This window comes from Pseudomonas syringae KCTC 12500 (genome assembly GCF_000507185.2).
In the GTDB taxonomy this organism is placed as follows: domain Bacteria; phylum Pseudomonadota; class Gammaproteobacteria; order Pseudomonadales; family Pseudomonadaceae; genus Aquipseudomonas; species Aquipseudomonas syringae.
This window is the reverse complement of sequence record NZ_AYTM02000002.1, coordinates 1,544,224-1,570,327: the sequence shown is the minus strand read 5'-3', so window position 1 is coordinate 1,570,327 and position 26,104 is coordinate 1,544,224. Positions and strand designations below refer to the sequence as shown.

At 61.9% G+C, this 26,104-nt stretch carries 21 protein-coding genes; 4 read left to right on the top strand and 17 right to left on the bottom strand.

Annotated features, from left to right (window positions below; all coding sequences use genetic code 11):
- Positions 1-164 precede the first annotated feature (164 nt).
- The 14 genes from V476_RS07260 to cpaB all read right to left on the bottom strand — a co-directional run bounded on the left by V476_RS07260 (position 165) and on the right by cpaB (position 14,422).
- Entirely contained in the window at positions 165-1,505 is a 1,341-nt protein-coding gene (locus V476_RS07260; RefSeq protein WP_024959378.1) for a DUF3426 domain-containing protein, read from the bottom strand.
- A 24-nt stretch (positions 1,506-1,529) separates the two neighbouring features.
- Entirely contained in the window at positions 1,530-2,408 is an 879-nt protein-coding gene (prmA, locus tag V476_RS07255; RefSeq protein WP_024959377.1) for a 50S ribosomal protein L11 methyltransferase, read from the bottom strand.
- 137 nt (positions 2,409-2,545) lie between these two features.
- Positions 2,546-3,889 carry an acetyl-CoA carboxylase biotin carboxylase subunit gene (gene accC, locus V476_RS07250; RefSeq protein WP_024959376.1) on the bottom strand — a complete coding sequence of 448 codons (1,344 nt, stop codon included), beginning with the start codon at positions 3,887-3,889 and terminating at the stop codon, positions 2,546-2,548.
- A 17-nt stretch (positions 3,890-3,906) separates the two neighbouring features.
- Entirely contained in the window at positions 3,907-4,362 is a 456-nt protein-coding gene (accB, locus tag V476_RS07245) for an acetyl-CoA carboxylase biotin carboxyl carrier protein (protein WP_024959375.1), read from the bottom strand.
- 76 nt (positions 4,363-4,438) lie between these two features.
- The gene (gene aroQ / locus V476_RS07240) at positions 4,439-4,891 is read right to left on the bottom strand and encodes a type II 3-dehydroquinate dehydratase (RefSeq protein WP_024959374.1); all 453 of its coding nucleotides are present in this window, start codon (positions 4,889-4,891) and stop codon (positions 4,439-4,441) included.
- A gap of 129 nt (positions 4,892-5,020) precedes the next feature.
- Complete coding sequence (locus tag V476_RS07235; RefSeq protein ID WP_024959373.1) at positions 5,021-6,811, bottom strand: protein-disulfide reductase DsbD; 1,791 nt, start codon at positions 6,809-6,811, stop codon at positions 5,021-5,023.
- A gap of 106 nt (positions 6,812-6,917) precedes the next feature.
- A complete protein-coding gene (locus V476_RS07230) occupies positions 6,918-7,190 on the bottom strand; it encodes a DUF3613 domain-containing protein (protein ID WP_004415996.1) in 273 nt (90 codons plus the stop codon).
- Positions 7,187-7,924 carry a tetratricopeptide repeat protein gene (locus tag V476_RS07225; protein WP_024959372.1) on the bottom strand — a complete coding sequence of 246 codons (738 nt, stop codon included), beginning with the start codon at positions 7,922-7,924 and terminating at the stop codon, positions 7,187-7,189. The genes V476_RS07230 and V476_RS07225 overlap by 4 nt, the downstream gene beginning before the upstream one ends.
- Positions 7,925-7,959: 35 nt before the next feature.
- On the bottom strand, positions 7,960-8,844 hold the full coding sequence (locus V476_RS07220; RefSeq protein ID WP_003391913.1) for a type II secretion system F family protein: 885 nt from the start codon (positions 8,842-8,844) through the stop codon (positions 7,960-7,962).
- Between the two features lies 1 nt (position 8,845).
- Positions 8,846-9,730, bottom strand: coding sequence for a type II secretion system F family protein (locus tag V476_RS07215; RefSeq protein WP_004416002.1), 885 nt, complete (start codon positions 9,728-9,730; stop codon positions 8,846-8,848).
- 18 nt (positions 9,731-9,748) lie between these two features.
- Complete coding sequence (locus tag V476_RS07210; RefSeq protein ID WP_003313926.1) at positions 9,749-11,005, bottom strand: TadA family conjugal transfer-associated ATPase; 1,257 nt, start codon at positions 11,003-11,005, stop codon at positions 9,749-9,751.
- Positions 11,005-12,195: a CpaE/TadZ family protein gene (locus tag V476_RS07205; protein WP_003421096.1), complete on the bottom strand. Its 1,191-nt coding sequence runs from the start codon at positions 12,193-12,195 to the stop codon at positions 11,005-11,007. The genes V476_RS07210 and V476_RS07205 overlap by 1 nt, the downstream gene beginning before the upstream one ends.
- Positions 12,192-13,442 carry a type II and III secretion system protein family protein gene (locus V476_RS07200; RefSeq protein ID WP_024959371.1) on the bottom strand — a complete coding sequence of 417 codons (1,251 nt, stop codon included), beginning with the start codon at positions 13,440-13,442 and terminating at the stop codon, positions 12,192-12,194. The genes V476_RS07205 and V476_RS07200 overlap by 4 nt, the downstream gene beginning before the upstream one ends.
- Before the next feature lie 20 nt (positions 13,443-13,462).
- Complete coding sequence (gene cpaB, locus V476_RS07195) at positions 13,463-14,422, bottom strand: Flp pilus assembly protein CpaB (RefSeq protein WP_024662957.1); 960 nt, start codon at positions 14,420-14,422, stop codon at positions 13,463-13,465.
- Between the two features lie 331 nt (positions 14,423-14,753).
- Between cpaB and V476_RS07190 the strand changes: the two genes are divergently transcribed.
- Together V476_RS07190 and V476_RS07185 are read left to right on the top strand one after the other, a co-directional pair.
- Complete coding sequence (locus V476_RS07190; RefSeq protein WP_024662956.1) at positions 14,754-14,960, top strand: Flp family type IVb pilin; 207 nt, start codon at positions 14,754-14,756, stop codon at positions 14,958-14,960.
- Positions 14,961-15,001: 41 nt separating this feature from the next.
- Entirely contained in the window at positions 15,002-15,409 is a 408-nt protein-coding gene (locus tag V476_RS07185) for a response regulator (RefSeq protein ID WP_003340978.1), read from the top strand.
- A 124-nt stretch (positions 15,410-15,533) separates the two neighbouring features.
- Here the strand turns inward: V476_RS07185 and pbpC are convergent, their stop codons facing one another.
- Positions 15,534-17,882, bottom strand: a complete 2,349-nt coding sequence (gene pbpC, locus V476_RS07180) for a peptidoglycan glycosyltransferase PbpC (protein WP_024959370.1) — start codon at positions 17,880-17,882, stop codon at positions 15,534-15,536.
- A 95-nt stretch (positions 17,883-17,977) separates the two neighbouring features.
- Here pbpC and V476_RS07175 point away from each other — a divergent pair, with 95 nt between their 5' ends.
- Positions 17,978-18,271: a hypothetical protein gene (locus V476_RS07175; protein WP_003307908.1), complete on the top strand. Its 294-nt coding sequence runs from the start codon at positions 17,978-17,980 to the stop codon at positions 18,269-18,271.
- A 346-nt stretch (positions 18,272-18,617) separates the two neighbouring features.
- Here the strand turns inward: V476_RS07175 and V476_RS07170 are convergent, their stop codons facing one another.
- A complete protein-coding gene (locus V476_RS07170; RefSeq protein ID WP_024959369.1) occupies positions 18,618-23,564 on the bottom strand; it encodes an alpha-2-macroglobulin family protein in 4,947 nt (1,648 codons plus the stop codon).
- Between the two features lie 291 nt (positions 23,565-23,855).
- On the opposite strand from V476_RS07170, the gene V476_RS07165 reads away from it, so the two are divergent.
- A complete protein-coding gene (locus V476_RS07165) occupies positions 23,856-25,196 on the top strand; it encodes an MATE family efflux transporter (protein ID WP_024959368.1) in 1,341 nt (446 codons plus the stop codon).
- Here the strand turns inward: V476_RS07165 and V476_RS07160 are convergent.
- A complete protein-coding gene (locus V476_RS07160; RefSeq protein ID WP_017278135.1) occupies positions 25,190-26,095 on the bottom strand; it encodes an alpha/beta hydrolase in 906 nt (301 codons plus the stop codon). The two genes, V476_RS07165 and V476_RS07160, sit on opposite strands and share 7 nt — an antisense overlap.
- Between the last annotated feature and the right edge of the window lie 9 nt (positions 26,096-26,104).

The following is a 26,104-nucleotide window of genomic DNA, read 5'->3' as shown; positions in this document are numbered from 1 at the left end:
CTGGATAAAGGCTGAATTGGATAAAATCTGAACAGTTATTGCCGGGGCTCGACCACCTCGATAAGAGGGTATTTTGCCGCGAAATTTCTGCGATCGTGCAGCGTTCTTTGATGAAATTTACGTGTAAAGAAGCAGTCTTGACCGACACTTCGGCGTCGGGCGTGTCATTCCGGCGAGCGGAAGTTCAGGCTGTAGTTCACGGCCTTGGCACCTGGATCAAGGATATCCAGCGCGATATGGATCGGCGTCTGCGGCGGCATCTCTTCCTTGCCGGCCATTTCGCCACTCAGGTATTCACTGGGCTTGAACCGACGACTGGCAATCAACTGACCGCCGGTATCGGAAAAACGCAGCTCCAGCAGGGGAAACGGCTGGGAAAAAGAGGCGCGGTTGTAGATGATCGCGTCGACCACCAAAGCCCCCTGAAACTCCGGGTGACTGCGCACGACCAGGTTGCTGCTCTTGAGCTGGGAAATGTCGACTTTGCTCGGCACCTTGCAGCCAACCTGCGGGCAAATCTGCTGAAACAACGGGCGGTACTGGTCCTGGCGTGCCAGCTGATCGAAGTGATACCAGACGTACTGTCCCGCCAGGCCCGCCAGCGCCAGCACGATCAACAGCCCCCAGGCCAGGCGTCGGCCCCAGCGCGGTTTGGGCCGTTGCCAGTCCAGCTGTAAAGGGTCGTCGGTCAGGTCAAGGAGCGTCTGGTCGCGCACTGCCGGTTCGTTGCGGCTGCGCTTGCCCCGCGGTTCAGGCTCCGGCTCATGGTCGTCGTCTTCATCATCGTCATCCACCGCTGACCAGCGCTCGACCTTCTGGGCAGGCGCGGCCTTGCGCTGGATGATGACTGGCATCGGCGGCTCGTCATCGTCCAGATCCTTGTCCAGTGACAGTGACGGCTCGGTACGTTTGTCGTCCTCCGGCGGCTCGGCAGCTTCTGCAGAGTCGCTATCCGGGATAACTTCTGCATGCAGCTCGGGCAGTTGCTCGACATCGTCGTTATGCAGCGTATCGACCCATGCCGCCTCATCGCTCTGCCGGCTGTCACGCTTCGCCGTCAGGCTCACAGCGTCGTTGTCGATGTCGCTGACCGGGCGGGCAAAGGTGTCAGGCCTGCGCGTCTCGCGTTGTTCGAGGCGGGCCAGTTCTTCGTCCAGATTGAGATTGTCCAGATCCAGTTCGCTGACCTGCCAGGGGTCGTCCTCTTCGGGCACCTTTTCCGGCTCCGGCTCCGGCTCCGGCTGTGGCTCCGGCTTCTGCTCGGGCTCCGGCACTGGCGTCGGCAGGGGCTCCGGTTCGGGCAGGGCTGCGACCACCGGCGAGGCTGGCAGCGCCTCTTTTTCGGAATCATCGCTTGCGCGTTGCTCGAGCAACTGCCGCGCTGCGTTGAACACCTGCAGGCAGGCGCCACACCGCACCACGCCACGGGCCACGCTCAGTTGAGCGTGACTGACTCTGAAACTGGTCTGGCAGTGCGGGCACTGGGTGACGAAACTGTCGGTCATGCGGCTGTCCGGTTGAAGCGGCGGTTAACGGCGGCGACCCGTGATGCGTACCCAGCCATCTCGGTTAGCGATCGGGTCCAGATCAAAACTGTCAGCATAGGCTGCCGCAACTTCCTCACCCTGTTCGGCAAGGATGCCTGACAGTGCCAGGCGTCCGCCGGCTCTGATCAGGGTAGCCAGTTGCGGCGCCAGGGAAACCAGCGGGCCAGCCAGAATGTTGGCGACCAGCACATCGGCCTGCTGGTGTGGCAGATCCTCGGGCAGGTACAGCGGGAAGCGTTCGGCCGCGATATTGTTGCGTCCGGCATTGTCACGAGAGGCTTCCAGTGCCTGCACGTCTATATCGGTACCAACGGCCTGTTCGGCACCCAGCAGCAGTGCGGCGATGGCCAGAATGCCCGATCCGCAGCCGAAATCCAGCACGTTGCAGCCTTCGAGGTCCTGGCCGTCCAGCCACTCGAGGCACAGCGCGGTGGTCGGGTGGGTCCCGGTGCCGAAGGCCAGGCCTGGATCGAGCAACAGATTTACGGCGTCCGGTTGCGGCGCAGCATGCCAGCTCGGCACGATCCAAAGACGCTTGCCGAAACACATCGGCTGGAAGTTATCCATCCAGCTGCGTTCCCAGTCCTGATCTTCGATGACTTCGGCGCTGTGTTCGGGCAATTCTTCGCCGGTCAGCAGGCTCAGGTACGCCAGGGCCATCTCGGCGTTGGTGTCGGCTTCGAACAGCGCCAGCAGGTGGGTATGCGTCCACAGCGGCGTGGTATTGAGTTCGGGCTCGAAAATCGGCTGGTCTTCAGCGTCCATGAAGGTCACGGACACGGCGCCGACTTCAAGAAGGGCGTCTTCGTAGGTTTCGGCTTGTTCTGGGCTGATGGCGAGACGGACTTGCAGCCAAGGCATGGCGGATTACCTTCGATTTGGAAATAAGTGCGGCTAGTAAGGCCAGTGCGGCCGCAGGAAGCGGGCAAGTTTACTGCTATGCGCTGCAAACAACAAAGCCGCATCACTGCGGCTTTGTCGTTGTGAAGCAGACTGGCTTATTGATTGGCCAGTTTGTGCTCCAGGTAGTGGATGTTGACTCCGCCTTCGCAGAAGCCTTCATCGCGGGTCAGGTCGCGGTGCAGCGGGATGTTGGTCTTGATCCCGTCGACCACGATTTCGTCCAGGGCGTTGCGCATGCGTGCCATGGCCTCTTCGCGGGTCGCGCCCCAAGTGATCACTTTACCGATCAGCGAGTCATAGTTGGACGGTACCTTGTAGCCGCTGTACAGGTGCGAATCGACCCGTACGCCGTTGCCGCCCGGTGCATGGAAATGCTTGACCAGACCAGGGCTTGGTACGAAGGTCTTCGGGTCTTCGGCGTTGATCCGGCATTCCAGCGCATGACCCTTGATGACCACGTCATCCTGGGTGTACGACAGTTTGTTGCCGGCGGCGATGCTGAGCATCTCCTTGACGATGTCGATGCCTGTGACCATTTCCGAAACCGGGTGCTCCACCTGAACACGGGTGTTCATTTCGATGAAGTAGAAACGACCGTTTTCGTACAGGAACTCGAACGTACCCGCACCGCGATAGCCGATATCGATACACGCCTTGACGCAGGCAGCCAGAACATCCTCGCGCGCCTTTTCATCGATGAACGGTGCCGGCGCTTCTTCCAGAACCTTCTGGTGACGGCGCTGCAGCGAGCAGTCGCGATCGCCCAGGTGGATAGCCTGACCCTGGCCGTCGGAAATCACCTGGACTTCCACGTGACGTGGGTTGGTCAGGTACTTTTCCAGGTAGACCATCGGGTTGCTGAACCAGGCGGCTGCTTCGGCGCGGGTCTGCGACGCGGCTTCGATCAGGTCTTCTTCGCGATGAACCACACGCATGCCGCGACCACCACCGCCACCGGCGGCCTTGATGATCACCGGGTAACCGACTTCACGGCCAATGCGCAGAGCGGTGTCTTTGTCTTCCGGCAGCGGGCCATCGGAACCGGGAACGGTCGGTACATTGGCCAGCTTCATGGCGTCCTTGGCAGAAACCTTGTCGCCCATCAGGCGAATGGTGTCTGCTTTTGGACCGATGAAAGCGAAGCCAGATTTTTCAACCTGTTCGGCGAAGTCGGCGTTCTCGGCGAGAAACCCGTAACCCGGGTGGATCGCCGTGGCGCCGGTCACTTCGGCAGCCGAAATGATCGCCGGAATGTTCAGGTAGGACAGATTGGCCGGTGCCGGACCGATGCAGACGGTTTCGTCTGCCAGGCCCAGGTGCATCAGCTCGCGATCTGCGGTGGAGTGTACAGCGACGGTCTTGATGCCCAGTTCTTTACAGGCACGCAAGATGCGCAAGGCAATTTCGCCGCGGTTGGCGATCAGAACTTTTTCCAACATCGCAGGCTCTCCCCGGGTCAAACGATTGTGAACAGAGGCTGGTCAAACTCAACCGGATGACCGTTTTCTACCAGGATGGATTCGATCACACCGCTGGCGTCTGCCTCGATGTGGTTCATCATTTTCATCGCTTCGACGATGCAAATGGTGTCGCCTTTCTTGACGGTCTGGCCGACTTCGACGAATGCAGGCGAAGTAGGTGCCGGGGTACGGTAGAACGTACCGACCATTGGCGACTTGACCACAAAGCCGTTCAGTTTCGGAGCCGACGGTACTTCTGGCGCAGCCGGAGCGGCGGCAGGTGCGGGTGCGGCTACCGGCGCTGCAACCGGAGCGGGCGCGTAGTAAGGCTGCGCAGGGGTCTTGCTGTGGCGGCTGATCCGTACGGATTCTTCGCCTTCACGAATTTCCAGCTCGTCGATGCCGGACTCTTCCAGCAATTCGATCAGTTTCTTGACTTTGCGAATATCCATTAATCAACTCCCAAGGTTCTGTAAGGGCAATGTGTCGGCCGGCTCAAGCCATACGGTCAGCTTCAGGCTGGACTCGTCATGACTTGGCACTGGCGGCCAGTTGTTCCAGGGCGGCTTCCAGGGCCAGTCGGTATCCACTGGCACCCAGGCCACAGATCACTCCTACAGCGACATCTGAAAAGTAGGAGTGATGGCGGAAAGGTTCGCGTTTGTGCACGTTTGATAAATGCACTTCGATGAATGGGATGCTCACTCCCATCAGCGCGTCACGTATTGCAACGCTGGTGTGCGTAAAAGCGGCCGGATTGATCAAAATAAAATCCACACCCTCACCGCGGGCGGCGTGAATGCGGTCGATCAGTTCGTACTCGGCGTTGCTTTGCAGATACATCAGATGGTGGCCGGCATCGCGAGCGCGCTGCTCCAGGTCCTGATTGATCTGAGGCAGAGTGACGGTGCCGTAGACCCCGGGTTCCCGAGTGCCCAGCAGGTTCAGGTTGGGTCCGTGAAGGACCAGGATGGTCGCCATTGCGTGTTCCTTTTATTGTCTGCGAGCGGTTTACGCCCGGCGACTATGCCGGAAGGGCAATAGACTGTCCAGTTAACAACAGTAGCAAGCACAATGAGCGATATTCGCGCAAAGTTTGTGACTAAGGTGTCAGTTTTGGTCATTGGCGCTGTTCAGGCGCTCTATCAGGCCTGCTGCGTCGATTTCGCCGAGGACCCGGACAGTTTGCCGTTCTTCGCCGTTTTTATCGAAAAAAAGCAGCGCTGGCGGGCCAAACAGCTTGTACCGGTCGAGCAGGGAGCGCTGCTCTGCGTTGCTGTCGGTCATGTCGAAACGCACCTGTTTGTAACCCGACAAACGGGCGATCACGCCCGGGTCAGGCAGGACTTCGTGTTCGATGACCTTGCAACTGATGCACCAGTCGGCATACCAGTCGAGCACCAGCGGTTTGCCCTCGCTTTGGGCTTCCTGCATCACACGGTCCAGTTCGGCAGAGGTGGTGATCGTTTGCCACTGTGATGCGGCCGAAGCTGCCGCCCCGCTATTCGCCGTGGCGTACTCGCGGCCCAGCGGGCGCATGGGGTCGGTCTGCCCGGACAGCGCGCCGTACCAGCACGCCAGCGCATAGACCAGCAACGCCAGCCCCAGCAACTGGGCGAGTTTCTGCCGTGTGGTTTTGACGTTGAATTCCAGCGCGCCGAGAAACAGGGCGACACCGGCCGACAATAGGCCCACCAGCAACAGCGTGACCTGCCCTGGCAGCACACGGCTCAGCAGGCCGATTGCCAGCCCCAGTAGCAGCACGCCGATGGCGTTTTTCACCGTTACCAGCCAAGGGCCGCTTTTCGGCAGCCAGGTGGCACCGCCGGTGGCGATCAGCAACAGCGGCGCGCCCATGCCCAGCCCCAGCGCAAACAGTTTCAGAGCACCGCCGAGCGCATCGCCGCTGGCGCTGATATACAACAGCGCACCGGCCAGAGGCGCCGATACGCAAGGTGATACCAACAGGCTGGAGACCACGCCCAGCACCGCTGCACCCCACAATGAACCGCCCTGGGTCTTGCCGGCGATACGGTCCAGGCGAGAGCTGATCGATTGCGGCAGGCGCAGTTCGAAAGCGCCGAACATGGCTATGGCGAAGATCACAAAGAATGCCGAGAACGGCACCAGCACCCAGGCCGATTGCAATCGTGCCTGCAGGTTAAGGCCTGCACCGAACATCCCCATCAGCGCGCCCAGCAGGGCAAAGCACGCCGCCATTGGCAGTACGTAAGCCAGAGACAGGCTCAGCCCGCGTAACCCGCCAACCTGACCGCGCAGTACCACGCCGGACAGGATCGGTAGCATCGGCAGTACACACGGTGTGAAGGTCAGGCCTACGCCGGCGAGAAAAAACAGTGCCAGTTCTTTCCAGCTCCAGCCTGCCGTGGCGGCGGGTGGGGTGGCAGAGGCCTGATTGGCCGGGCTGGCGGCCACATCACCGATGCTCAAACGTTCGGTTTCAGGTGGGTAGCACAAGCCCTTGTCGGCGCAGCCCTGGTAGGTGACGGCGAGGGTGAAGGGGCGTTGTTCGCCGGGTTTGCGTGGCAGGTCGATATCGAGAATGCCGTGGTAGACCTCGACATCGCCAAAGTACTCGTCGTGTTTCTGCTCGCCCTTGGGCAGTTGCGCTTCGCCAAGGCCGATGTCGGCAGGCTCGGTGCGGAACTGGAAGCGGTGGCGATACAGGTAGTAGCCATCGGTGGCGACCAGCCTCAGCTTGATCGACTCCGGCGTTGTTTCGATCAGGCTCAACTGAAAGGCCTGACGCACAGGCAGGAAGTCCTTGCTGTTATCCAGCGAGCCACCGCCCAGGGTGGATGAAGGTCGGCTATCCAGCAAACCGGCTGCGGAGGCGGGTAGGGCCAGAATCAATAACAGCAGGCATAACAAACGGCGCATGGCAGTCTCGAATATCGAAAGTCCGCGCATGATAACGGAGTGCCCGGCGGCGTGCCGAGGGCAGGTTGTAAGAGTGGGTGTCAGCAGGCCCACGACCGTGCCGGAATTATTTCTTGCCCGAGGAAAAGCTGCCACCAGCCTCCTGATCGTAAAAATCCGGGATCTTGTACTTATACGTGTCCAGCCAGCGTTGCAGGCTGAGGTCGCGCTCTGCCGCGGTATTGACCTGCGGCGTCGGCGAAGCAGCCTTGCCGCTGGCCTGAAGCTGCAGCCAGGTCTCGGTCTGCCGGGTTTCAGAGGTCGCAGTTTCGTTGTTGTCCGCCCAGGCATCACCTGCGCTCAACAGCAGTACACACCCGGTGAGTATGATGCGTTTCATGGTTGTACCTCCTGGGACTGACGATCATTTTGCCCTGTCAGGCTCGCAATGGGCCGTGCAGATGCTCGAGGAGCGGCAGGGGGCTTTCGCAATTGCTCGGCACGCGCCTGGGCATCGGTCACCTGTTCAGGCGTCAGCCCGGCCCGCGACGCCAGTTCGGCGGCTTGCGTCCAGTTGTTCTGATAGATCAGCAGCGTGGCCAGGTTCACCGCCGCCAGCGAGTCCGATTGTTTGAGCTCCATGGCCGTCAGGAACTGAAAGCGTGCCTGTTCCAGTTTCAGCTGGTTGAGGTAGACGACGCCCAGATCATTGCGGATCTTTTCATCGGTCGGTTGCAGCTTGCTGGCCATCAGCAGGTGTTGCTGTGCCAGCGCGTTGTCGCCGCGCGCTGCGGCCAGTTGCCCGAGGCCATGCTCACCCTCGGCTGCCCGGCAGGTGCCCAGCAGGCTGCGGTACAGAGGCTCGGCCTCGTTGCTGCCCAAAAGCCGCAACACCCGGGCCTTGCGCAGGCGAACCTCGCCCAGGCTGTCGGGCAGGCTTTCCAGGTTGGCAAGGCTGGCATGCAGGCGGCCTTCATCGGCCATGTTCTGAGCCAGATTCAGGGAGAACTCCTGATCCGAGGTCAGCTTGGGGCACTGGCCCGGCTGAGCCGTGGTCTGCGTCCAGAGGGGGCGACCATCACTGGCGCAGCCGCCCAGCAACAGCAGCCCGAATAGTACGATCACTGGTTTCATTGCAATGCGTCCTTTCGTGCACGGGTAACACCGGGTCAACTGCCCAGTGCGCGGCTGATTGCCATAAATCCTGGCCCGGCCAGCACAATCAGCAGGGCGGGGAACAGAAACACCATCATGACCACCGACATCTTTGCCGAGAGTTTGGAAATGTATTCTTGCAGGCGGGTCAGGCGTCGGTCATCGATCAGTTGCTTGAGCGTGAGCAGAGACTTCAATGCGCCGCCGCCCTGATGAATCAGTTGATTGAGGATCACACAGGTGTCGCTCAACTCGTCGACGTCCAGCAGGGCGGCGGTTTTTCTCAGTTCTTCGCCCAGTTCCAGACCCGAATCGACACGCATCAACACCACGCGGATTTCCTCGGACAGCACCGGCAGCAGGTCTTTGCCTTCGTTGCTGAGCACCCGAAGCGCCTGCTCGACCGCCATGCCGGACTCGAACAGGATGCGCAGCAACGGGATGAAGGTGGAGATTTCCACCACCACTTGTTTTTGACGGCGCCGAGCCACGGTCGCCAGAATCCGCTTGGGCAGCAGATAGCCGGCGCCCAGGGCAAAGATCGGCGCGATCAGCGGTTGCTGGATGCCTTTGAAAAACAGCAGTTGGCCGAGGATGACAATGACCATCAGGCCGACCGGGACGCCGACCTGGCAGGCCGCGAATAACGAGCGTTTGCTGGCGCGCCGCCAGCCGATGCGGTTGAGCAGTATCTGGGTTTCCGAATCCAGGCTGATGCTGCGTTGACCTATGCGGGTGTCACCGAGCAACCGCAACAGGCTGCCGATGCGGCTCTCACGGATCACCTGGCCCCTTAAGCGTCTGGCCACCAGACGTTCATTACTACGTTGACGGGCTATGCCTGACAACAGCACAAATGCGGCAGCGGCAAGCATCATGGCGGCGAATAACAGTTCCATCTCAAATGCTCCTCAACATGCGCCACAACACCACGCACCCCGTGGCCTGCAGGGCGAAGGCCGCGCTCAGCATGATCTTGCCGCTTTCGTCGTCCCACATATGCAGCAGATAGTTGGGGTTCACCGCCAGAAAGTAACCGGCCATGCTGATCGGCAGCAGGGCCAGCACCACGGCAGTCATTCGGGTTTCGCCGGTCATTGCGCGCAATTGGCGACCGGCCTGTTCCCGATCACGAATCAGCTTGATCAGGTTTTCCATCAGCTCGCTGGCATTGCCGCCGTAGCGGTGATTGACCCGCAAGCCGATGGCGAACAGGTGAAACTCATCGCGCTCATACAGTTCGGCAAAGTCCCTTGCCGCATCCGGCAGGCTGACCCCCAGTTGTACGTTACGCTCGATCCGGCTCATGCCGTCCTTGAGCGGCTGGTCGGTGGCGTCGATGCCGTGCAGCACCGCGTCGGCCAGGGTTCTGCCGGACTTGAGGCTGCGCACGGTATGGTCGAGCAATTGCGGCAGTTGCTGGATCATGCGGCGCACGCGCACCTCATAGCGCCATGAAACGAACACACGCAGTGTCAGAGGCACCGCCAGCAGCACGCTGAGCGCACCGACGACGCCGGCCGTTGCGTAGCCGATCAGTATCAGCAGCGCATACAGCGACAAGGCCAGGCCCATGCGCTTGGTCGGCTGTCCCAGCCCGGCGCGCAAAAAGGCCCGATCCAGGTAGCTCCAGCCGGTCTTTTCGGCCACGGGCTGCACTTGCCCGGCCATCAGCCGCTGCCGGACCCGTTCACTGGCTCCCTGATTGAGCGCCAGGTAGAACATGCGAATGGACGCAATAAACAGCAGCAAGGAGATCAGGCCCAGTACCAGAGACGCACTCATGCCGACTCCTTGAGCATGTCAGTAGCCGGGCCGCAGCTTGTCGCCAGCGGCGTGGGCTGCTTCGCGCATGAAGCCGACCCCGGTGCGGCGATCAACGCGAAACAGGGTATTGGTGACATAGATGTCATCGCGGATGCCGACCACTTCCACCACTTCACTGACACAGCGGCGCCCGTCAGGCAGGCGCGTCAGCTGGATAATCACATCCAGCGCCGCGCAGACCATCTGGCGCAGGGTCTTTTCCGGGATCAGCCGCCCGGTCAGGCCCACCAGCGTTTCCAGGCGCAGCAGGGCATCCTGTGCATTGTTGGCGTGCACGGTACTCATCGAGCCGTCGTGGCCGGTGTTCATCGCCGTCAATACGTCCAGCACTTCGACGCCGCGGATCTCGCCGAGGATGATGCGGTCCGGGCGCATCCGCAGCGAGTTGCGGATCAGGTCGCTGGCGCGCACCTCGCCGTGCCCTTCGGCGTTGGGCGGGCGGGTTTCCAGGCGCACCACATGCGGGTGACTGAGCTGCAGCTCGGCAACGTCCTCGATGGTCACCAGACGCTGATTGCTGTCGATCAACTGGCTCAGCACGTTGAGCATGGTGGTCTTGCCCGTGCCGGTGCCGCCGCTGACCAGAATGTTGCAGCGCTTGCCGACGGCCTCCTGGAAGAACTCGAAAATCGACTGATCGATGGTCTGCATGGCCACCAGGTCGGCGCTCTTGAGCATGTCCTTGCGGAATTTCCGGATCGACAGGCAAGGGCCGTCCAGCGCAATGGGCGGAATGATGGCGTTGACCCGGCTGCCATCGGGCAGGCGTGCGTCGACCATCGGTGAAGACTCGTCCAGTCGCCGCCCGAGTGGTGCCAGGATGCGTTGCATCACACGCTCGACGTGGTGCGAATCGATAAAGCGCAGGTCGGTGTGGTGCAGCACGCCATCGCGCTCGACAAACACCTTGCCTGGCCCGTTGACCAGAATTTCCGTCACTGAGGTGTCGCGCAGCAGCACCTCCAGCGGGCCGAAGCCGGTCAGTTCGTCGACCAGTTCTTCAGCCAGGCGCTCCATTTCGTAACGCGAGATGGCCAGCCGTAGCCGTGCGACGTATTCGGCCACCTTGTCGATGACGAATTGCGCCAGGGCCGGTCGTGAGCCTTCGAGCAGACTTTTGCCGCTTTCTTCCATGCCGTCGATGATGTAGCGGTGCAGCACCAGTTTCAGGCCTTGCCCGTCATCAGGCTTGCCTTGCGTGCGCGATGAGACGCCAAACAGTTTCTCCGCCATTACCGGTTCCCCCACAGTCGAGCGAGCCAGCCCTGATCGGGTTTCTCGCGTGCCTCGGCATGCCGTGCCAGATGCTCGCCAAGCCGCCGCAGCCCGGAGCACAGAGCGTCGCGTGACGCCAGTTCGAACAGCGTCACGCCTTGATTCTTGGCGTTGAGGCGCAACTCCGGCGCAAGCGGCAATACCGCCAGCACCGGCAGGCCGAAGGTTTTGCTCACGGTTTCGGAGTTGGGCGCGACCGAGCGCTGATAACGATCGACCAGCAGGCCGGCGTGCTGCATTTTCATGCCTTTTTCGCGCCAGTTGTTGAGCACCGTCAGGTTGCGTCGACAGCCCAGTACGCTCTGGTCGGTGTACCACAGCAACTGATCGCAATGGCTGACCAGCGAGCGCAAGGCTTCGCTGTCGGGCTGCCCCACCAGATTCACGACCACATGCTGAAAATGCTGGCGCAGCGCGCTGAGCAGCATATAAAGCTCGGCGGCGCTGGACTGTTCCAGATGATCGTCGGCTTCGCTGTAGGCCAGAATGCGCAGGCCGCTTTCGCTGGTGGTGAAGGCGCTGTCGATCAGCGTTGCATCGAGCCTGCGCAAGTGGCGCAGGGCGTCACCGAAGCTGAAGGTCGATTCAAGACCGAGCATCAACAGGCTGTCGCCGCGTGGCAGGCCGAGGTCCAGCAGCAGCGTGCGCTGCCCGCTCTTGTGCACGACCATCGCCAGGTGCGTCGCGATCAAGGCCCCGTCGTCATCGCTTTGTACGCCATACAGCACCGACAGGCCGCTCATGTTCGGGTTGGGCGTCACGGCGGGCAGGCGCTTACTCAGACGTCTGACCAGGCCGGCGACCTCACTGGAGCGAGAGCCATAGGCAACGAAATCCCTGGCTCCGGCGCGCATGGCATTGAGCACCAGCTGGTTATCCATGCCATCGCCGAGCGCAACGATGGCCAGCATCGGTTTGGCTTCCAGCGCACTTTCGATCAGGGCGCTCTGGGTCATCAAATGCTCACGGTCCAGGCCGACGAACACCACGCTGGCGAACGTCACGTCCACCAGCGCCAGCAGGTCGTCGAGGCTGCCCGTACCGGCACTGACCACCTGGCCCAACGAACCTAAGGCACTTTGCAGCCACTCCAGATCGGTATTGTTACGGGTGATTGCCAGGAAGGTCTGGCTCAGGCTCTGGCTCATTTGGATAACCCGTCGCGGCGGTCGAAATCGCCGTTTTCCAGAAAATACAGACGCGGGAAGCTCGGGTCATAGGTGCGCAGCCCCTCACCCGGCAGCGAAGGCAGCCGGGCGTTGGCGGCCAGTGGCTGGACCAGATGCGGAGTGACGATCATCAGCAGTTCGCGCTCGTCGCGCTGGATCTGTGAGCTGCGAAAAAAGGCACCGAGAATCGGGATGTCGCCGAGGCCGGGAAACTTGTCCACCGAACCACTGTTGCTGGAACTGATCAGGCCGCTGACCACGAAGCTCTCGCCGTCGGCAAGCGCAATGCTGGTGTCGGTACGGCGGATGTTCAGCGCTGGCACTGTGGTCCCGGCGATGGTGATACCGGCCGAGAAATCCAGCTCGCTGACTTCCGGCGCGACCTTCAGCAGAATCCGGTCCCGGCCCACGACAGTCGGGGTCAGGGTCAGGCGCACGCCGAACTCCTTGTACTCGATGGAGATACCGTTGCCTTCGCCGTTGGGCACCGGCACCGGGAATTCGCCGCCGGCCAGGAAGCTCGCGCTTTGCCCGTTGAGGGCGACCAGGCTGGGGCGTGCCAGGGTGTAGGCGTAGCCGCTGTTTTCCATGGCATTGATCATGCCCAGCACCTTGCTGCTGCCACCGCCCCAGACGATATTGAAATTGCTGTTGTTCAGCGGAATGCTCGGCGTTATGCCGCCCACAGCGCCAGGTGTGACGTTGACGCCCGGCACCGTGCCGGGCGCGCCGAACAGAAAGTTGCTCGAGCCTTTGCCGAAGATCGAGGTGCTGGCCTCCTTGAGCTTGGTGCGGCTGACTTCGATAAAGCGGATGTCAGTCTGCACCTGGCTGGGTAACTGCGCATCGGCAGACGGCGCGGTGACACTCTCGACCATGGCGGTCGTCGCCCGGCCACGCACGAAGACCATGCTCTGGCGCGGCGTACTTGCGCAGGCCGTCCAGACCATCAGGCTGGTCGTCCCCTGCGCGACGCCAGTCAACAGAAAACCGTCGGTGCCGTTGACATGCACATCGGCGATTTTCGGATCACCCACGGCGATGCGGGTGATGGGCACCGCAGAGCGGACCTCCTGTTGAATGCCTTGGTCGATTTCCACGGCCGCCGGCATCGCGGCTAGGCCGGCACAACTGCCCGAAGCGGCCCACGCGCCTGGTGCGCACAGTGCTGCGATGACTAACGCCAGCAAACGGGGTTTTATAACTGGCACGGAACAACAGCTCATCAAATGCAATCCTTGCTCAATCAGGGAGTTTGTTGCGTGATCTGGTTACCGCGTATGACCTCGACAGCGCGAGACGTACGCGGGGTTGCGCCTGCTGTTGGCGCGCTGGCCGGCCCCAGGCTCAGTTGTCTGAAGCTGACCAGTTGGCGGTTGGCTGAATCGAGTCGCTCGGCAGCCTCTGGGCCGCCGGCTTCGTTGGCCCAGTAATCCTGCAGGTTGCCCTCGTCGGCGCTGCGCACGGCCAGACGCAGCACACCGGTTTGCGACGCAAGCATCAGGCGCGCCACCAGGGCTTGCGGCACCGCGACCGTGACGGTTCGCGCGTTGATCCGCTGCTGCTCCTGTTTGAGGCGTTCGTCAGCGTTGAGGTCCTGCACCGGCTTGCCGTTGCGGTCCGGACCGAGCAGCGCGCCAACGCCGAGAATCCGCAGGGCAGGCACCACGACCTGGCTCGACCGATTCGGATTGCTCACGTCTTCAGGTAGGTAAAGCAGTACATCCACGTAGTCGCCGGGGCTGAGTTGCCCGGAGGCGCCCGTCACTTCATCGACCTGTAACGCCAGGGCCCGCTCGTGTGGCCGAATCATTCGCGCCAGGGTGCCGCCTGCTTCGAAGTTGCTCTCCGTAAGCCAGCTTCCGGCGGTCAGCGTGCGCCAGCTGCTGCGCCCGACGATCTTGTCGATAGCTTCAAAGCTGCCAGGTGGGGCGACCTTGAGGCGCTCGATGGTCAGGTCATCGGCCGTGATTGCGGTGTAGGCAGGGATATCCCTGGCCAATACCACTACGTTGTGACGCAGAGCTTCCTCGACGTGAGGAGTCGGAGGTGTCTGGATCGCTGTTTCGGTGGTGACAGGTTCGCTGGGCGGAATGACAACTGCAGGTGCCTCGGCTGGTTTGCTGACGGCGATCCCCAGATACGCGGCAATCAACGCCCCCAACAGAAACAGGACAGCAAGCACCAGGGTAATGCGACTGCTCATGGCAACTTTTCCCTTTGTCATCGCAGGACAACTTCAACACACGCGGTGCGGCAATTTCACCAGCAGGTAATAGAGGACGATGGCAAATGTCCGTTATGTGAAGGTAGCTCATGGCAATCAAAGCGCCATTCGGCTTTGGTATAAAAATGCTTTCGGATGAATGGCATAGCCGTGTCGGCAGTCTGCGCAACGGATTGGGCAAACCTATAACTTTCCGGTTAATGCTTTGTTGAGATTGTGGGTTTTTTGATTGAAGGCAATGCTGATATTGCGAGGAGATACATGCGCACGAAGGTTTATTGGCGCCACTGAAGGCGCAAGGAGAAATGAGATGTTCCTTACCCAGTTGTACGTCAGTGTCTATACTAGTATTCAGTCTTTTTTGAAGGACAAGGAGGGGGCATCGGCGATCGAGTACGCAGTGATTGTAGCCATGGTGGCGCTGGTTCTGTTTGCTATGGTGACGCCAATGGGCGACGCTGTGAAAGCTCAATTCAACAAAATTATCCTCGCCTTGGGTGGCACGGTGGCGAGTTAGTTTACTATTGTGACTTGAGTTCACCCTGTTGAGAGAACCACATGGCTGTCCACCCCATCCGCCAACAACTGCTTCTGGTTGATGACGAAGAGGACGCAAACGAGGAATTGGCAGAACTGCTCGAAGGCGAGGGGTTCTGCTGTTTCACGGCGTCTTCCGTCAAGATGGCCTTGCACCAGTTGACCCTCCATCCGGATATCGCGCTGGTGATCACTGACCTGCGGATGCCGGAGGAAAGCGGCATCCAGTTGATTCGTCACCTGCGCGATCACACCTCACGTCAGCATTTGCCCGTTATCGTCACCTCCGGCCACGCCGACATGGATGACGTCAGCGACCTGCTGCGTTTGCACGTGCTCGACCTGTTCCGCAAACCGATCTATCACGTCCGTTTGCTGGAAACCCTCAACAACCTGTTTCCCGAGCCGAAGGTTTTTCAGGTTCAGTGACGACAGGCTCGCGCCCTGCAGCATGTTCACGCTGGGGTATGGGCACGAAGTCAGCGGCCTGTCGTTCCTCACGCTCCAGCGTGCGAATGCCTTTCGTGACGCTCTGCGTCACACCCGTCTGCGTTCACTCCACCACGCTGAATTCAACCCGCGCCGTCTGGCCGCTCTCGTCCAGCACGCTTAACTGATAACGCCCCGGTTTGCTCAGGGTGGGGGTGAAGTCTTGCCGGGTGTCGGTGTCTGCCAGAGGTTTGCCATCGATAAACCACCAGCGATGACCACTGCCGCCGAGTGCCGAGAGCGTGAGGCGTAAAGCCTGACGACTGGCGGCAGGCAGGCGCAGGTTGTCGCCTTCACGCACACCGACAATGCTCAGCGGGGGCGCCAGGTTGAGGTTCTGTGGCGGGCAATCCGGGTCAGCGGGTGGCAGGCGTGCATCACGCCGCTCTGCTCTGGGTAGCCAGGGCTCCAGAGGCGCAGGCCACAGCGCGATGTCCTGCGCTTGGGCGTCCGGGCAATTGGCCGCAACGCGCAGCCCTTTGGCATTGACCCAGACACGCTCCTGCAAACCCAACCCGAGCGGTTGGTCGGCCGCTTGCAGGGTGGGCGGCGTGGTGCCGTCCAGCGTCCAGGCGAAGCGTTGGCGCCGGCAATTGGGGTCGCTTTTGCTCATCGGTTGACCCAGCGGCCAGCAGATGGCTGCCACACCGACGTTCAGCGGCACGGGTTGCACCGGTGCGGCGATCCCGCGCTGACTGTCGCGATTGACCAGCACATCGTGCACCTGAAGCATCAGCGGCGCCGCCGAAGCCAGCCCGAACTGCCCTGGCACCGGTGTGCCATCCGGCCGGCCGATCCAGACACCAACCAGGAAACGCGGCCCGACGCCAATCGCCCAGGCATCGCGGAAGCCATAGCTGGTGCCGGTTTTCCAGGCCAGTTGCGGGCGCTGTACCAGCTCGGCGCGCGGGTCGATGTCTGGGCGCGACTGACCACTGAGAATGCGTCGAATGATCCACGCAGCGCCCGGTGACATCATCCGCCGTTCACGCAGTCGGTCCTGCGGTTGCAGTCGAACATCGGCACTGCGCCCGCCGCGCGCGAAGGCGCTGTAGCCTGTCACCAAGTCCTCTAACCGACTGCCTGCGCCGCCAAGAATCAGCGCCAGACTCGGCTCGGCCAGCGGCGGCAGGGTCAGGGGGACGCCGCCATTGCGCAGTTCGGCGGCGAAGCGCTTCGGCCCGTAGACCTCCAGCAACTGCACGGCAGGCAGGTTGAGGGACATCGACAGCGCCGAGCTGGCCGCCACCGGCCCGCCGAAACCGCTCGAAAAGTTGCCTGGTCGATAGTCGCCATAGCGCCGCGGTACATCCTGCATCAGGGATTCGGAGTGGATCAGCCCGGCGTCCATGGCCATGCCGTACAGGAACGGCTTGAGCGTCGAGCCCGGCGAACGCAGGGCAGTGACCATGTCCACATGGCCGAAACGCTTGGCGTCGTTGATGTCCACCGAGCCGACGTACGCGCGCACGGCCATGTTTTCCGCCTCGACCACCAGAATCGCTGCCGACGTTCGCTCCGGGAGGCGTGCGCGCCAGCCCATCAGCAGGTCTTCCATGCGCCGTTGCAGTGAGGCGTCCAGCGTGGTGCGGATCAGTGGCGGGCTGTTGGGTCGATTCAGGCGTCGGGCCAGCAGCGGCGCCAGGCTAGGCTCCTGTCGCGGCGCCAGCCATAAAGGCTCTTCCAGTGCTTCGTTCACGCTTGCTTGCGGCCACACCTGAAACTCTGCCAGGCGCCTCAGCACCTTGTCGCGGGCCTGTTGCGCGCGCTGCGGGTGACGGTCGGGACGCAGGCGGCTTGGCGCCTGTGGCAGCACCGCCAGCAATGCCGCCTCGGCGCGGGTCAGGTTTTGCGGCGACTTGCCCAGATAGGCCCAACTGGCGGCTGCGACGCCTTGCAGTGTGCCGCCGAACGGGGCGCGATTGAGGTACAGACTGAGGATCTGATCCTTGGACAGGTGCCACTCCAACTGCAGCGTGCGCCACAGCTGACGAAACTTGCCGGACAGCGTACGTGAATGCGGATCGAGCAACCGCGCCACTTGCATCGACAGTGTGCTGCCGCCCGAGACTACACGGGCACCGCTGAGGTTTTGCCAGGTGGCGCGTAACAACGCCAGCGGGTTCACCCCGGGGTGGCTGTAGAACCAGCGGTCCTCGTAGGTCAGCAGGGCTTCGAGGTAGTAGGGCGAGACCTGCTCGTTGCTGATCGGGTAGCGCCACACGCCGTTGGCGTCGGCAAAGCGCCACAACGGTGTGCCGTCCTCGGCCAGGACGACGCGAGCCAGATCGTCCCTGGGCAGTGGCAGCGGCCAGAGTCGGTCAGCCAGCCAGAGGAGGGCGATCAGCAGCATGATCGCGCCCGCCAGCCACTTGAATGTTCGTGGCAGGCGCAGAAGAAATTCAGGTTTCAACGCAAAGAGCCTTTATGATCCACGGAACCTGACACGCATTGCGACAGCCAAAGCGGACAGACCATTTTCTTCACGACCCCAATCAGGACGTACATATGCAGGTAGAAGGCTTTTTTGAATGGCTCGGGCAGGCCATCGGCGCGATCATTCGCTTCTTTGTCGACGGTCTGGCGTGGTTGTTCAACGGGTTTACCCATGCTGGGGGAAATTTTGTCGATGGCTTGTCCCGCACGCTGGGCATGGACACCTCGCTGATCAGCATCATCGCACTGGTCATCGGCCTGATGCTGCTGTACTCGGCGGTCCGCGCCTTCATGCGCGCTTCGATCATCCTTGGCATCATCTGGCTGGCGCTGGGCCTCTGGTTGCTGAGCTGGATCATTCATTGATGCGTTGAAAGGCTAAGCCGCCGCCATGGTGGGTGAACGGGGCGACGCCTTCGCGAGCAAGCTCGCTCCCACTGGATCTGCGGTGTGTCGGGGCAGTTGTGTATGGTGCCTCGATCGTTTCTGTGGCGCACATCTGAGACACTTTTTACTTTTGTAGGAGCGAACCGGGCGACGCTTCGCTTGTTCGCGAAGGCTCTGGTACGGGCGATACATCTTCAGCGGATGTACCGGCCCTTTCGCGAACAATGCGGATCGCCGCCCCGGTCGCTCCTACTGGAGCTGTGGTGTGTCGGTACGTTTGCGAGCGAGCTTGCCCTAACTGTCACGCATTCCAGTCAGTAATCGATCATTTTCCCTTCACCACCATCTGCGCTGGCGCTTCGCCCAGGGCTTGCCAGTTCGGGCGGTACATGCATTCGACCTGCGGCGGCGGTACGCGGTAGGTGCCCGGGGTGACGGCTCGCGCCAGGTAGAGCAGGTGCACGGTGCTGCTGCCCTCGATGTCCAGGGCTGCCACGTAGCGGTCGCCACGATATTCCTGATGTTTGATCCCGGCGTTTTCCATCGACTCGCGGATGGTTTTCACGTCTTCGCTGGCGTCTTCCAGGCTCGCCGCGCTCTGCGCCAGGTTCTGGTTTTCCAGCTCCAGGCCCGCAGGCAGCAGGTCCACCACCAGCGCATCCGGCACGCGCTGTTTGGCACCGATCTCCAGGTGCACCAGCACCAATTGCCCGGTTTTCAAGGCGCCGATGTTCAGCGGTGCGCCGCTCAGGTTCAGGTACTCACGGCGAATGCTCAGGTTTTCGCCACCCGCAGCAGGCGCCTGGGTTGGATAACCGGAGACGGTCAGTTGCTGGTAAAGCGCTTCGCTGCTCTGGTTGTGCACCGAAAGCGGCGAGGCCAGCAGCGAACCGTCCAGCTTGAGGCCCGGCTGCCGGTTGCTCAGTTCGCGGGTTTGAGTGCCGCTGGCGATGCTGGCGGTCCAGTCCTTTTCCGGTTTGCCCAGCAGGTTACGGCCAGCCATGAACAGTGAATTGCTTTCCTGCGTGGACAGGTAACGATTGGCGGCCACCTCATCGGCCAGGGCGAACAGGCGCTCATCACGCTTGTCTTTGGCGAGGTCGTTTTCTTCCAGCAACGCCAGTATCAACGCCTGATCACGCAGCGAGCTGCCGTAGTCGGCCAGCCATTCATTCTTGCGGCTGGCGGCCAGACCCGCCATCAGGACCTGGTCGGCGCGGGGTTTGTCGCCCATCTTCTCCAGCGCGACTGCCAATTGCACCAACGGCAGGCCGGAGCGCGCATCACTGCGGCGGTCGAACAGGCTGCGCAAGGCCGCGAGCGGTGCCTGCTGACTGCGCGACAGCACCAGCCCGGCATAGGCCTGCACTGCGAAGCGCGTATGTTCGGCGTTCTGGCTGTAATTGACCTGAATCTGGCCGGCATCCTGTAGATAACGCAGCAGGCGTTCACTGGCTTTCTTCAGCGCATCCGGCGGTACGGCAAAACCCTGATCGCGGGCGCGCAGCAGGAAGTCGGTGACATACGCCGTCAGCCAGTATTCCTCGTCGCTGTCCGAGCCCCACAGGCCAAAACTGCCGTTGTAACGTTGCATGCCCAGCAGCCGCTCGATGCCGATCTCGACCTTGCGCTTGCGTTCGGCATCCGTTTCGCCGGTCAGACCCAGGCGTTTGAGGGTTGCGGCATCCGCATACAGCGACGGGTACAGGCCGCTGGCGGTCTGTTCCAGGCAGCCGTAGGGGTAGGCTTTCAATGCGCGAATCTGTTCGCCGAGGTTCAAGGGCGGACGGTTCGACAATGACAGCAGCGCCTCACGACCGGCCGGTTCGAACGCTTCCAGCGCGCCCTCCGGCAGGCTCCAGGGCTGATCATTGAGCGTGGCGCGATAATGCTTGAGCATCGCCGGGTAGGCAGGGCGCACACCGACGGTCCATTCGCGAGTAAAGGCCGGCAGGTTTTCGCCCGGCAGTTCCAGACCTTCGACCAGTACCTTGATTTTGCCCTGACCCAGGCCGCCTTGCGCCAGCACCGGAACCTTCAGGGTGACGCGCTGGCCCTCCTTGAGCTGCAGGGGCTTGCTCTGGTCGCCGCCCGGAAGGCTCAACTGGCCCTCAGCGCTGATTTTCACGTCCAGCTTCTGTGCCTTGCCCGACAGGTTGGAAACGTCCAGCGCCACGCTGGTCTGGTCGCCACCGGCAAGGAAGCGCGGCGTCGACAGTTCGGCGATGATCGGCGCAGCAACCACGGTTTTCGCCTCGGCCATGCCATAGCGGTCGTCGGTCCAGGCTTGAGCCATGATTCGCAGCTCGCCGTTGAAGTCCGGTATATCGACGCTGACTTCACCTTCACCGGCGTCATTGAGCGTCACCGGCGCGCTTTGCAACGCCACGATGGTGACGCTGGTGTCCGGACGTTTGCCGCCCTTCGCCAGTGCATCGCCACCGAACGCCATGCTTGCCAGTCGCCCCTGGCCGGCTTCGATCAGTTGACCGTAGATGTCCAGTTGGTCTGCTCCGTACTGCTTGCGGCCAAACAGGCTGGCAAACGGATCGGGCGTTGCGTAACTCGTGATATTGAGGATGCCGACGTCCACCGCCGACACCAGCACGTGGACTTGTTTGGGGACGCTGCCGTCAGCATTTTTGGCGGCGACCTTGAGGGTCAGCGGTTGTCTGGGGCGCATTTTCTCCGGCGCGGTGACCGTCAGCGCCAGCTTGCGCTGCGCCCGGTCCAGCGGCAGGTGCAGAACACCCACGGCGCGCTTGGGTGTGACATTGGCCTTGCGCTCGCCGGGACGTATCACCAGAGCGGTGACGTACAGGTCGTGGCGCGCCCATTTTTTGTCCAGCGGGATGTCATACGATTTGCCTTCGGCAGGCACATCGATTTCCTGCCACCACAGCGGCCCTTCACTGGACTCGACCAGCAGATAACCCTTGCCCGCAGCCGGCGGGGTGACAGTGATTTTCGCGGTGTCGCCATCGTTGTAGGCCGGCTTGTCCAGCGCCAGCTTCACCTGATCCGGTCTGACCGCGCCGCCGTCAGTGTTGTCCTGCCAGCGATAACCGGCCCAGAAGCGCAGGCTGCTGACCATTCCGGTGGACGGATCTTCCACCTCGACACGGTAAGGACCCCATTCGACCGGGAAGCTGACCCTGGCGGTGGCGTCCTTGGAGATGCTGACGGTCTCTTCGTTGAGGTTGAGGAATTTCTCGTTGAAGTGGTAACTCCAGCCGTCGTCGGCCGAGTAGTTCCAGTAGTAATCGCGACGCTCGCGGATCAGCCGGACTTTCACGTTGTCAGCGGCCAGCTTGTTGCCAGCCGCGTCGGCCATGACGATTTCAAAATCGGCCGGGCCGTCGCCGTTGGTCTGCGCCTCGCCCTTGGCTTCGTCGTCGTAGTCGTCACCACCCGTGCTGCTGCCAAACAGTGCACGCACGCCGGGCAGGTGTTCGGCAGGCCAGATCGGCTGCACCAGACGACGGGTGATCGGCCGCCCGCCAGACTCTTGCAGGCTGGCTTGCAGAATCAGTTGCAGCGGCGATTTGGCCTGCGCCCACTCGCTCTGCACAGCGAGCGTCGAATGGCCTTCGGCATCGAGGGTGACGGGTTCAAGCTCCAGATCATGCTTGAGGTCTTCTTCGGTGATCGAACCGAACTGATAACCCGGCAGCTTCGGCACCGCCTCGCGCAGCGGGCGGACATAGACCTGACCGGTCAGCGTATTGCCCGAAGCGGGCGCGCCATACAGGTAGCGGCCCGTGATATCGAATTGCGGGTTGTCAGCAGGCGCCACCGGCGTGTCGCTGCCCTTGAGCTCCAGCGCCAGACGCTCGGGCAGGAAGTCCTCGACCTTGAACTCGTAGAGTTGCGGTTTGCCGTCGCCCAGGTCGAACACCAGTTGCCAGCGTCCGGTGGGGGCTTCGTCGGCAAGCGGCAATTGATACTGGTAGAAATCGTTGCTGTCAGCCTCCCAGACGAATTTGCGGCTGACCTGATCATCGGGACGGCGCACTTCGACGGTGACGGGCTGCGGCTTGACGGTGTTGCCGTCGCTGTCGCGCAGCAAGCCGTTGAGCAGCACGGTTTCGCCGGGGCGATACAGGTCGCGCGGGCCGAAGATGAAGAATTGCAGCGGGTGAGCCTGCGGGCCGGAGATATCGAACTCGGCCAGGTCCAGCGCCGAGCTGTTGAGGCGCAGCATGCTGGTCTGTTCGTCCTTGTGCGCCAGTACCACGGCAGCCTTGGCCGGCAACGGCAGTTGCGCGTGACCGTCGCTGTCGGTCTTGCCCTGGGCGACGACCTTGCCGTTGTCGTCATACACATCGACGCTGATATCACCCAGCGCCTTGCCACCCTCGAGCGCTTGAGTGAAGACGTCCAGACGATTGCTGTAGCGGTGCACCGACAGGCCGATGTCACTGAGCGTCAACAGGGTGGCCGGCTGCGAGTAACTGTAGGTGCCCGAGGCGCGCATCACCGCCAGATACACACCTGGCTGTTGCAGGGGCTTGATACCGGCAATCGGCAGCAGCAGGGTTTCACGGGTGTTGCGCGCGGGCTTGAGGTCGAAGCGGCCGCTGTAGACCAGGTCGGCCATGGGCAGCAGCTCTTCGGAACTGTAGCTGGACAGGCTCGACGCACCGTCCCATTGGGCGAGGAAGTTCGGCATCGAGTCGGGTTTGATGCGGAAGAACTCGACATCCACCTTGTCGACGTTCAGCGCGATCACCGGCAGGCCCTCGGCCAGACGGGTCGGCAACAGGCTGCCACGGCTGGCGAAACCGACAGAGGGCTGCAGGTCGCGGGTTTCCAGACGGCTTATGTATTCGGCGGCGAGTTTGGCCTTGTTGACGGCCAGCAAACCGGCATCGACGGTCAGGACCAGTTTGCGCTGCGGCTCCAGGTGGCGCAGGCGCAATTCCATGAGGTTGTCAGATAGCTCCCAGGCACCGTCGACCTTGCCGCTCTTGCTGTCCACCAAGTGAAGTTTTTCGTCGAATTTCTGCTCGGGGTCGAGCGGTACCGAGAGGCTCACCGACAGGGTGCTTGCGCCGTCGACCTGGATTTCCGATACATCGATGACCGTCAGTTCGCGGCCTGCGTAGCGCTTGCTCAGCGCGGCGAGGTCGACTGCGGGTTTGGGCTTTGTGTCGGTGACCGTTGCCTGGGTCGTGGGGGCCGTAGCGGGCGCGGGTTTATCCGTGGAAGAAGAATCACAGGCGCTCAGCAGCGCAAGCGCGCAAGCCAGAAACAATCCTTTGTTTAACATGGGGGCACTCATCGGCAACGGTAGAGAGGATGCGACTATATAACAGTCGTGATGACAAGTATTACTGTCAGATTGACCCGTAAGGTCATCTATCGAACGGACTGACTATCGTGCCATTGCGCGTTGGCATGCAGCGGGTGACGCAGAGCGTCACGAAATGCATTCCCACTGGAGCGTGCGCAACGATAACGCCGCCGCTTTCGAGGCATGAGTACCGTTTCCGGACGTATCGAAACGCTGGGACACCCTGCGTTTGATCTGGCTACAATGCCCGCCTTGCCGGGGGTTCTCATGTCTACGTTGCTCACTGACTGGCGTCATCGCTCAACCCATCGTCGCGTCTGGGCGCTGGCGACGCCGATGATTCTGTCGAATATTTCCGTGCCGTTGGTGGCGCTGGTCGACAGCGCGGTGATCGGTCATTTGCCCCACGCCCATCAACTGGGCGCCGTGGCGGTGGGCGCCACGCTGTATACCTTTCTCGCTTGGGCCATGGGCTTTCTGCGCATGGGCACTACCGGTTTTGCCGCGCAGGCGGCAGGGCGCAGTGACAGCGCTGCCTTGCGCCGGATTCTGTTGCAGGGGCTGCTGCTGGCTGTCGGGTTGGCGTTGCTGCTGGGTGTGATCGCCTTGCCGTTCAGCCATCTGGCGCTGACGATGATGCAGCCGTCTGCCGATCTGCAGCAAATGACCCTGGAATTCTTCCATACCCGACTGTTCGGCCTGCCTGCGGCGCTGGCCAGTTATGCGTTGGTCGGCTGGTTTCTGGGCGCACAGAACGCTCGGGCGCCACTGGCGATTCTGCTGGTGACCAATGCCGTCAACATCGTGCTCAATCTGTGGTTCGTCATGGGGCTGGACTGGGGCGTGGTCGGCTCGGCACGTGCTTCGGTACTCGCGGAGTGGACGGGCGTGGTGCTCGGTCTGCTGCTGGCGCGCAACACCTTGCGCGCCTGGCCTGGGCGGATCGTCTGGTCGGCCTTGCGGCTATGGAGCAACTGGCGGCCCTTGCTGGCAGTCAACCGTGACATCTTTCTGCGCACGCTGGCGCTGCAATCGGTGATGTTCCTGATCACCGTGCAGGGCGCTCGCCTGGGGGATGCGACGGTCGCCGCCAATGCCTTGCTGCTCAATGGCCTGCTGTTGACTGCCCATGCCCTGGATGGGCTGGCGCATGCGGTCGAAGCGCTGTGCGGGCATGCCATCGGCGCGCGGGACCGGGATACGTTGCGCCGCTCCCTAGTGGTCGCTGGGGGCTGGTCACTGATTTCCAGCGTAATGTTCGCGCTGTTCTTTCTGGTGGCTGGGCATGCCTTCGTCAGCCTGCAGACCGATATCCCGGAGGTGCGCGCCACTGCGATGACGTATCTGCCGTATCTGGCGCTGATGCCGTTGCTGGCCGTCTGGAGCTATTTGCTGGACGGCCTGTTCATCGGTGCCACGCGTGCGCGGGAAATGCGTAACGCGATGCTGTTCAGCGCAGCGTGTATCGCGCCGCTGGCTTATCTGGCTTCCAGCCACGGCAACCACGCCCTATGGCTGACGTTCCTGGCCTTTACCCTGCTGCGTGGCCTTAGTCTGGGGACCATTGCCTGGCGGCTGACACGCAGTGACGGCTGGTTCGTTCACTGAGCTTTCGACCCGGTTGCGGCGTTCTTTTCAGACGCCGTTTGCGGCGTGTGCTTGACGAACATGTCCACCTCGTCGACCACTGGTGCCAGACCGCTTAGCAATTTGGCGAATGCGCCGACCAGCGTGCCGTGGTTGGTGCGCGAGAAGTACAGGTCGCGCACCGGCACGCCGGCTTCCCGCAACGACCTGGCCAGGCCGCCCGTGTTGCGCTTGGGGTTGACCAGCGAGTCGGTGTTCGAGGCCATCAGCAATGCCGGTGGTGCGCTGGACGTGACGTGATTGATGGGTTGCGAGTCGGGCGGTGAATTGGGGAAGAAGAACACCGGCTTCACGTCCGGGTTCTCGATGGGCAGGAAGTCGTAAGGCCCGGCCAACCCGATCCAGCCGCTGAGGATGGAGGGCGACAAGCCTTCGCGAGCCAGCCAGCGCGGGTCGAGCGCGAGCATTGCGGCGTTGTAGGCACCCGCGCTGTGGCCCATCACGTACAGGCGGCTCGGATCGCCACCGTAGGTGTTCGCATGCTTGTGCGCCCAGGCTAGCGCCTTGGCCGAGTCTTCCAGAAAGCTTGGGTAACGTACCTGTGGATACAGCCTGTAGTCGGCGATAACCACCACCATGCCTCGTGCGGCCAGCGCTTCGCCGACGAATGCGTAATTGGCCTTCGAGCCGCTGTTCCAGCTGCCACCATAGAAAAACACCACGACCGGTGCCTTGGCCGGTTTTGCCTTGGGCGTGTAGACATCCAGTGTATTGCGTGGATCCGGCCCGTAAGCCAGATTGTAGACATGATCGACAGGGCCGCTGGGGTTCAACGTATTGAGCAGCTTCAAAGGCGAGCAGCCGGACAAGGCTGCCAGTACGGCACCGGTCATCAGTGTCAGGAAAATCACTCGGATCATAGCGGAGGG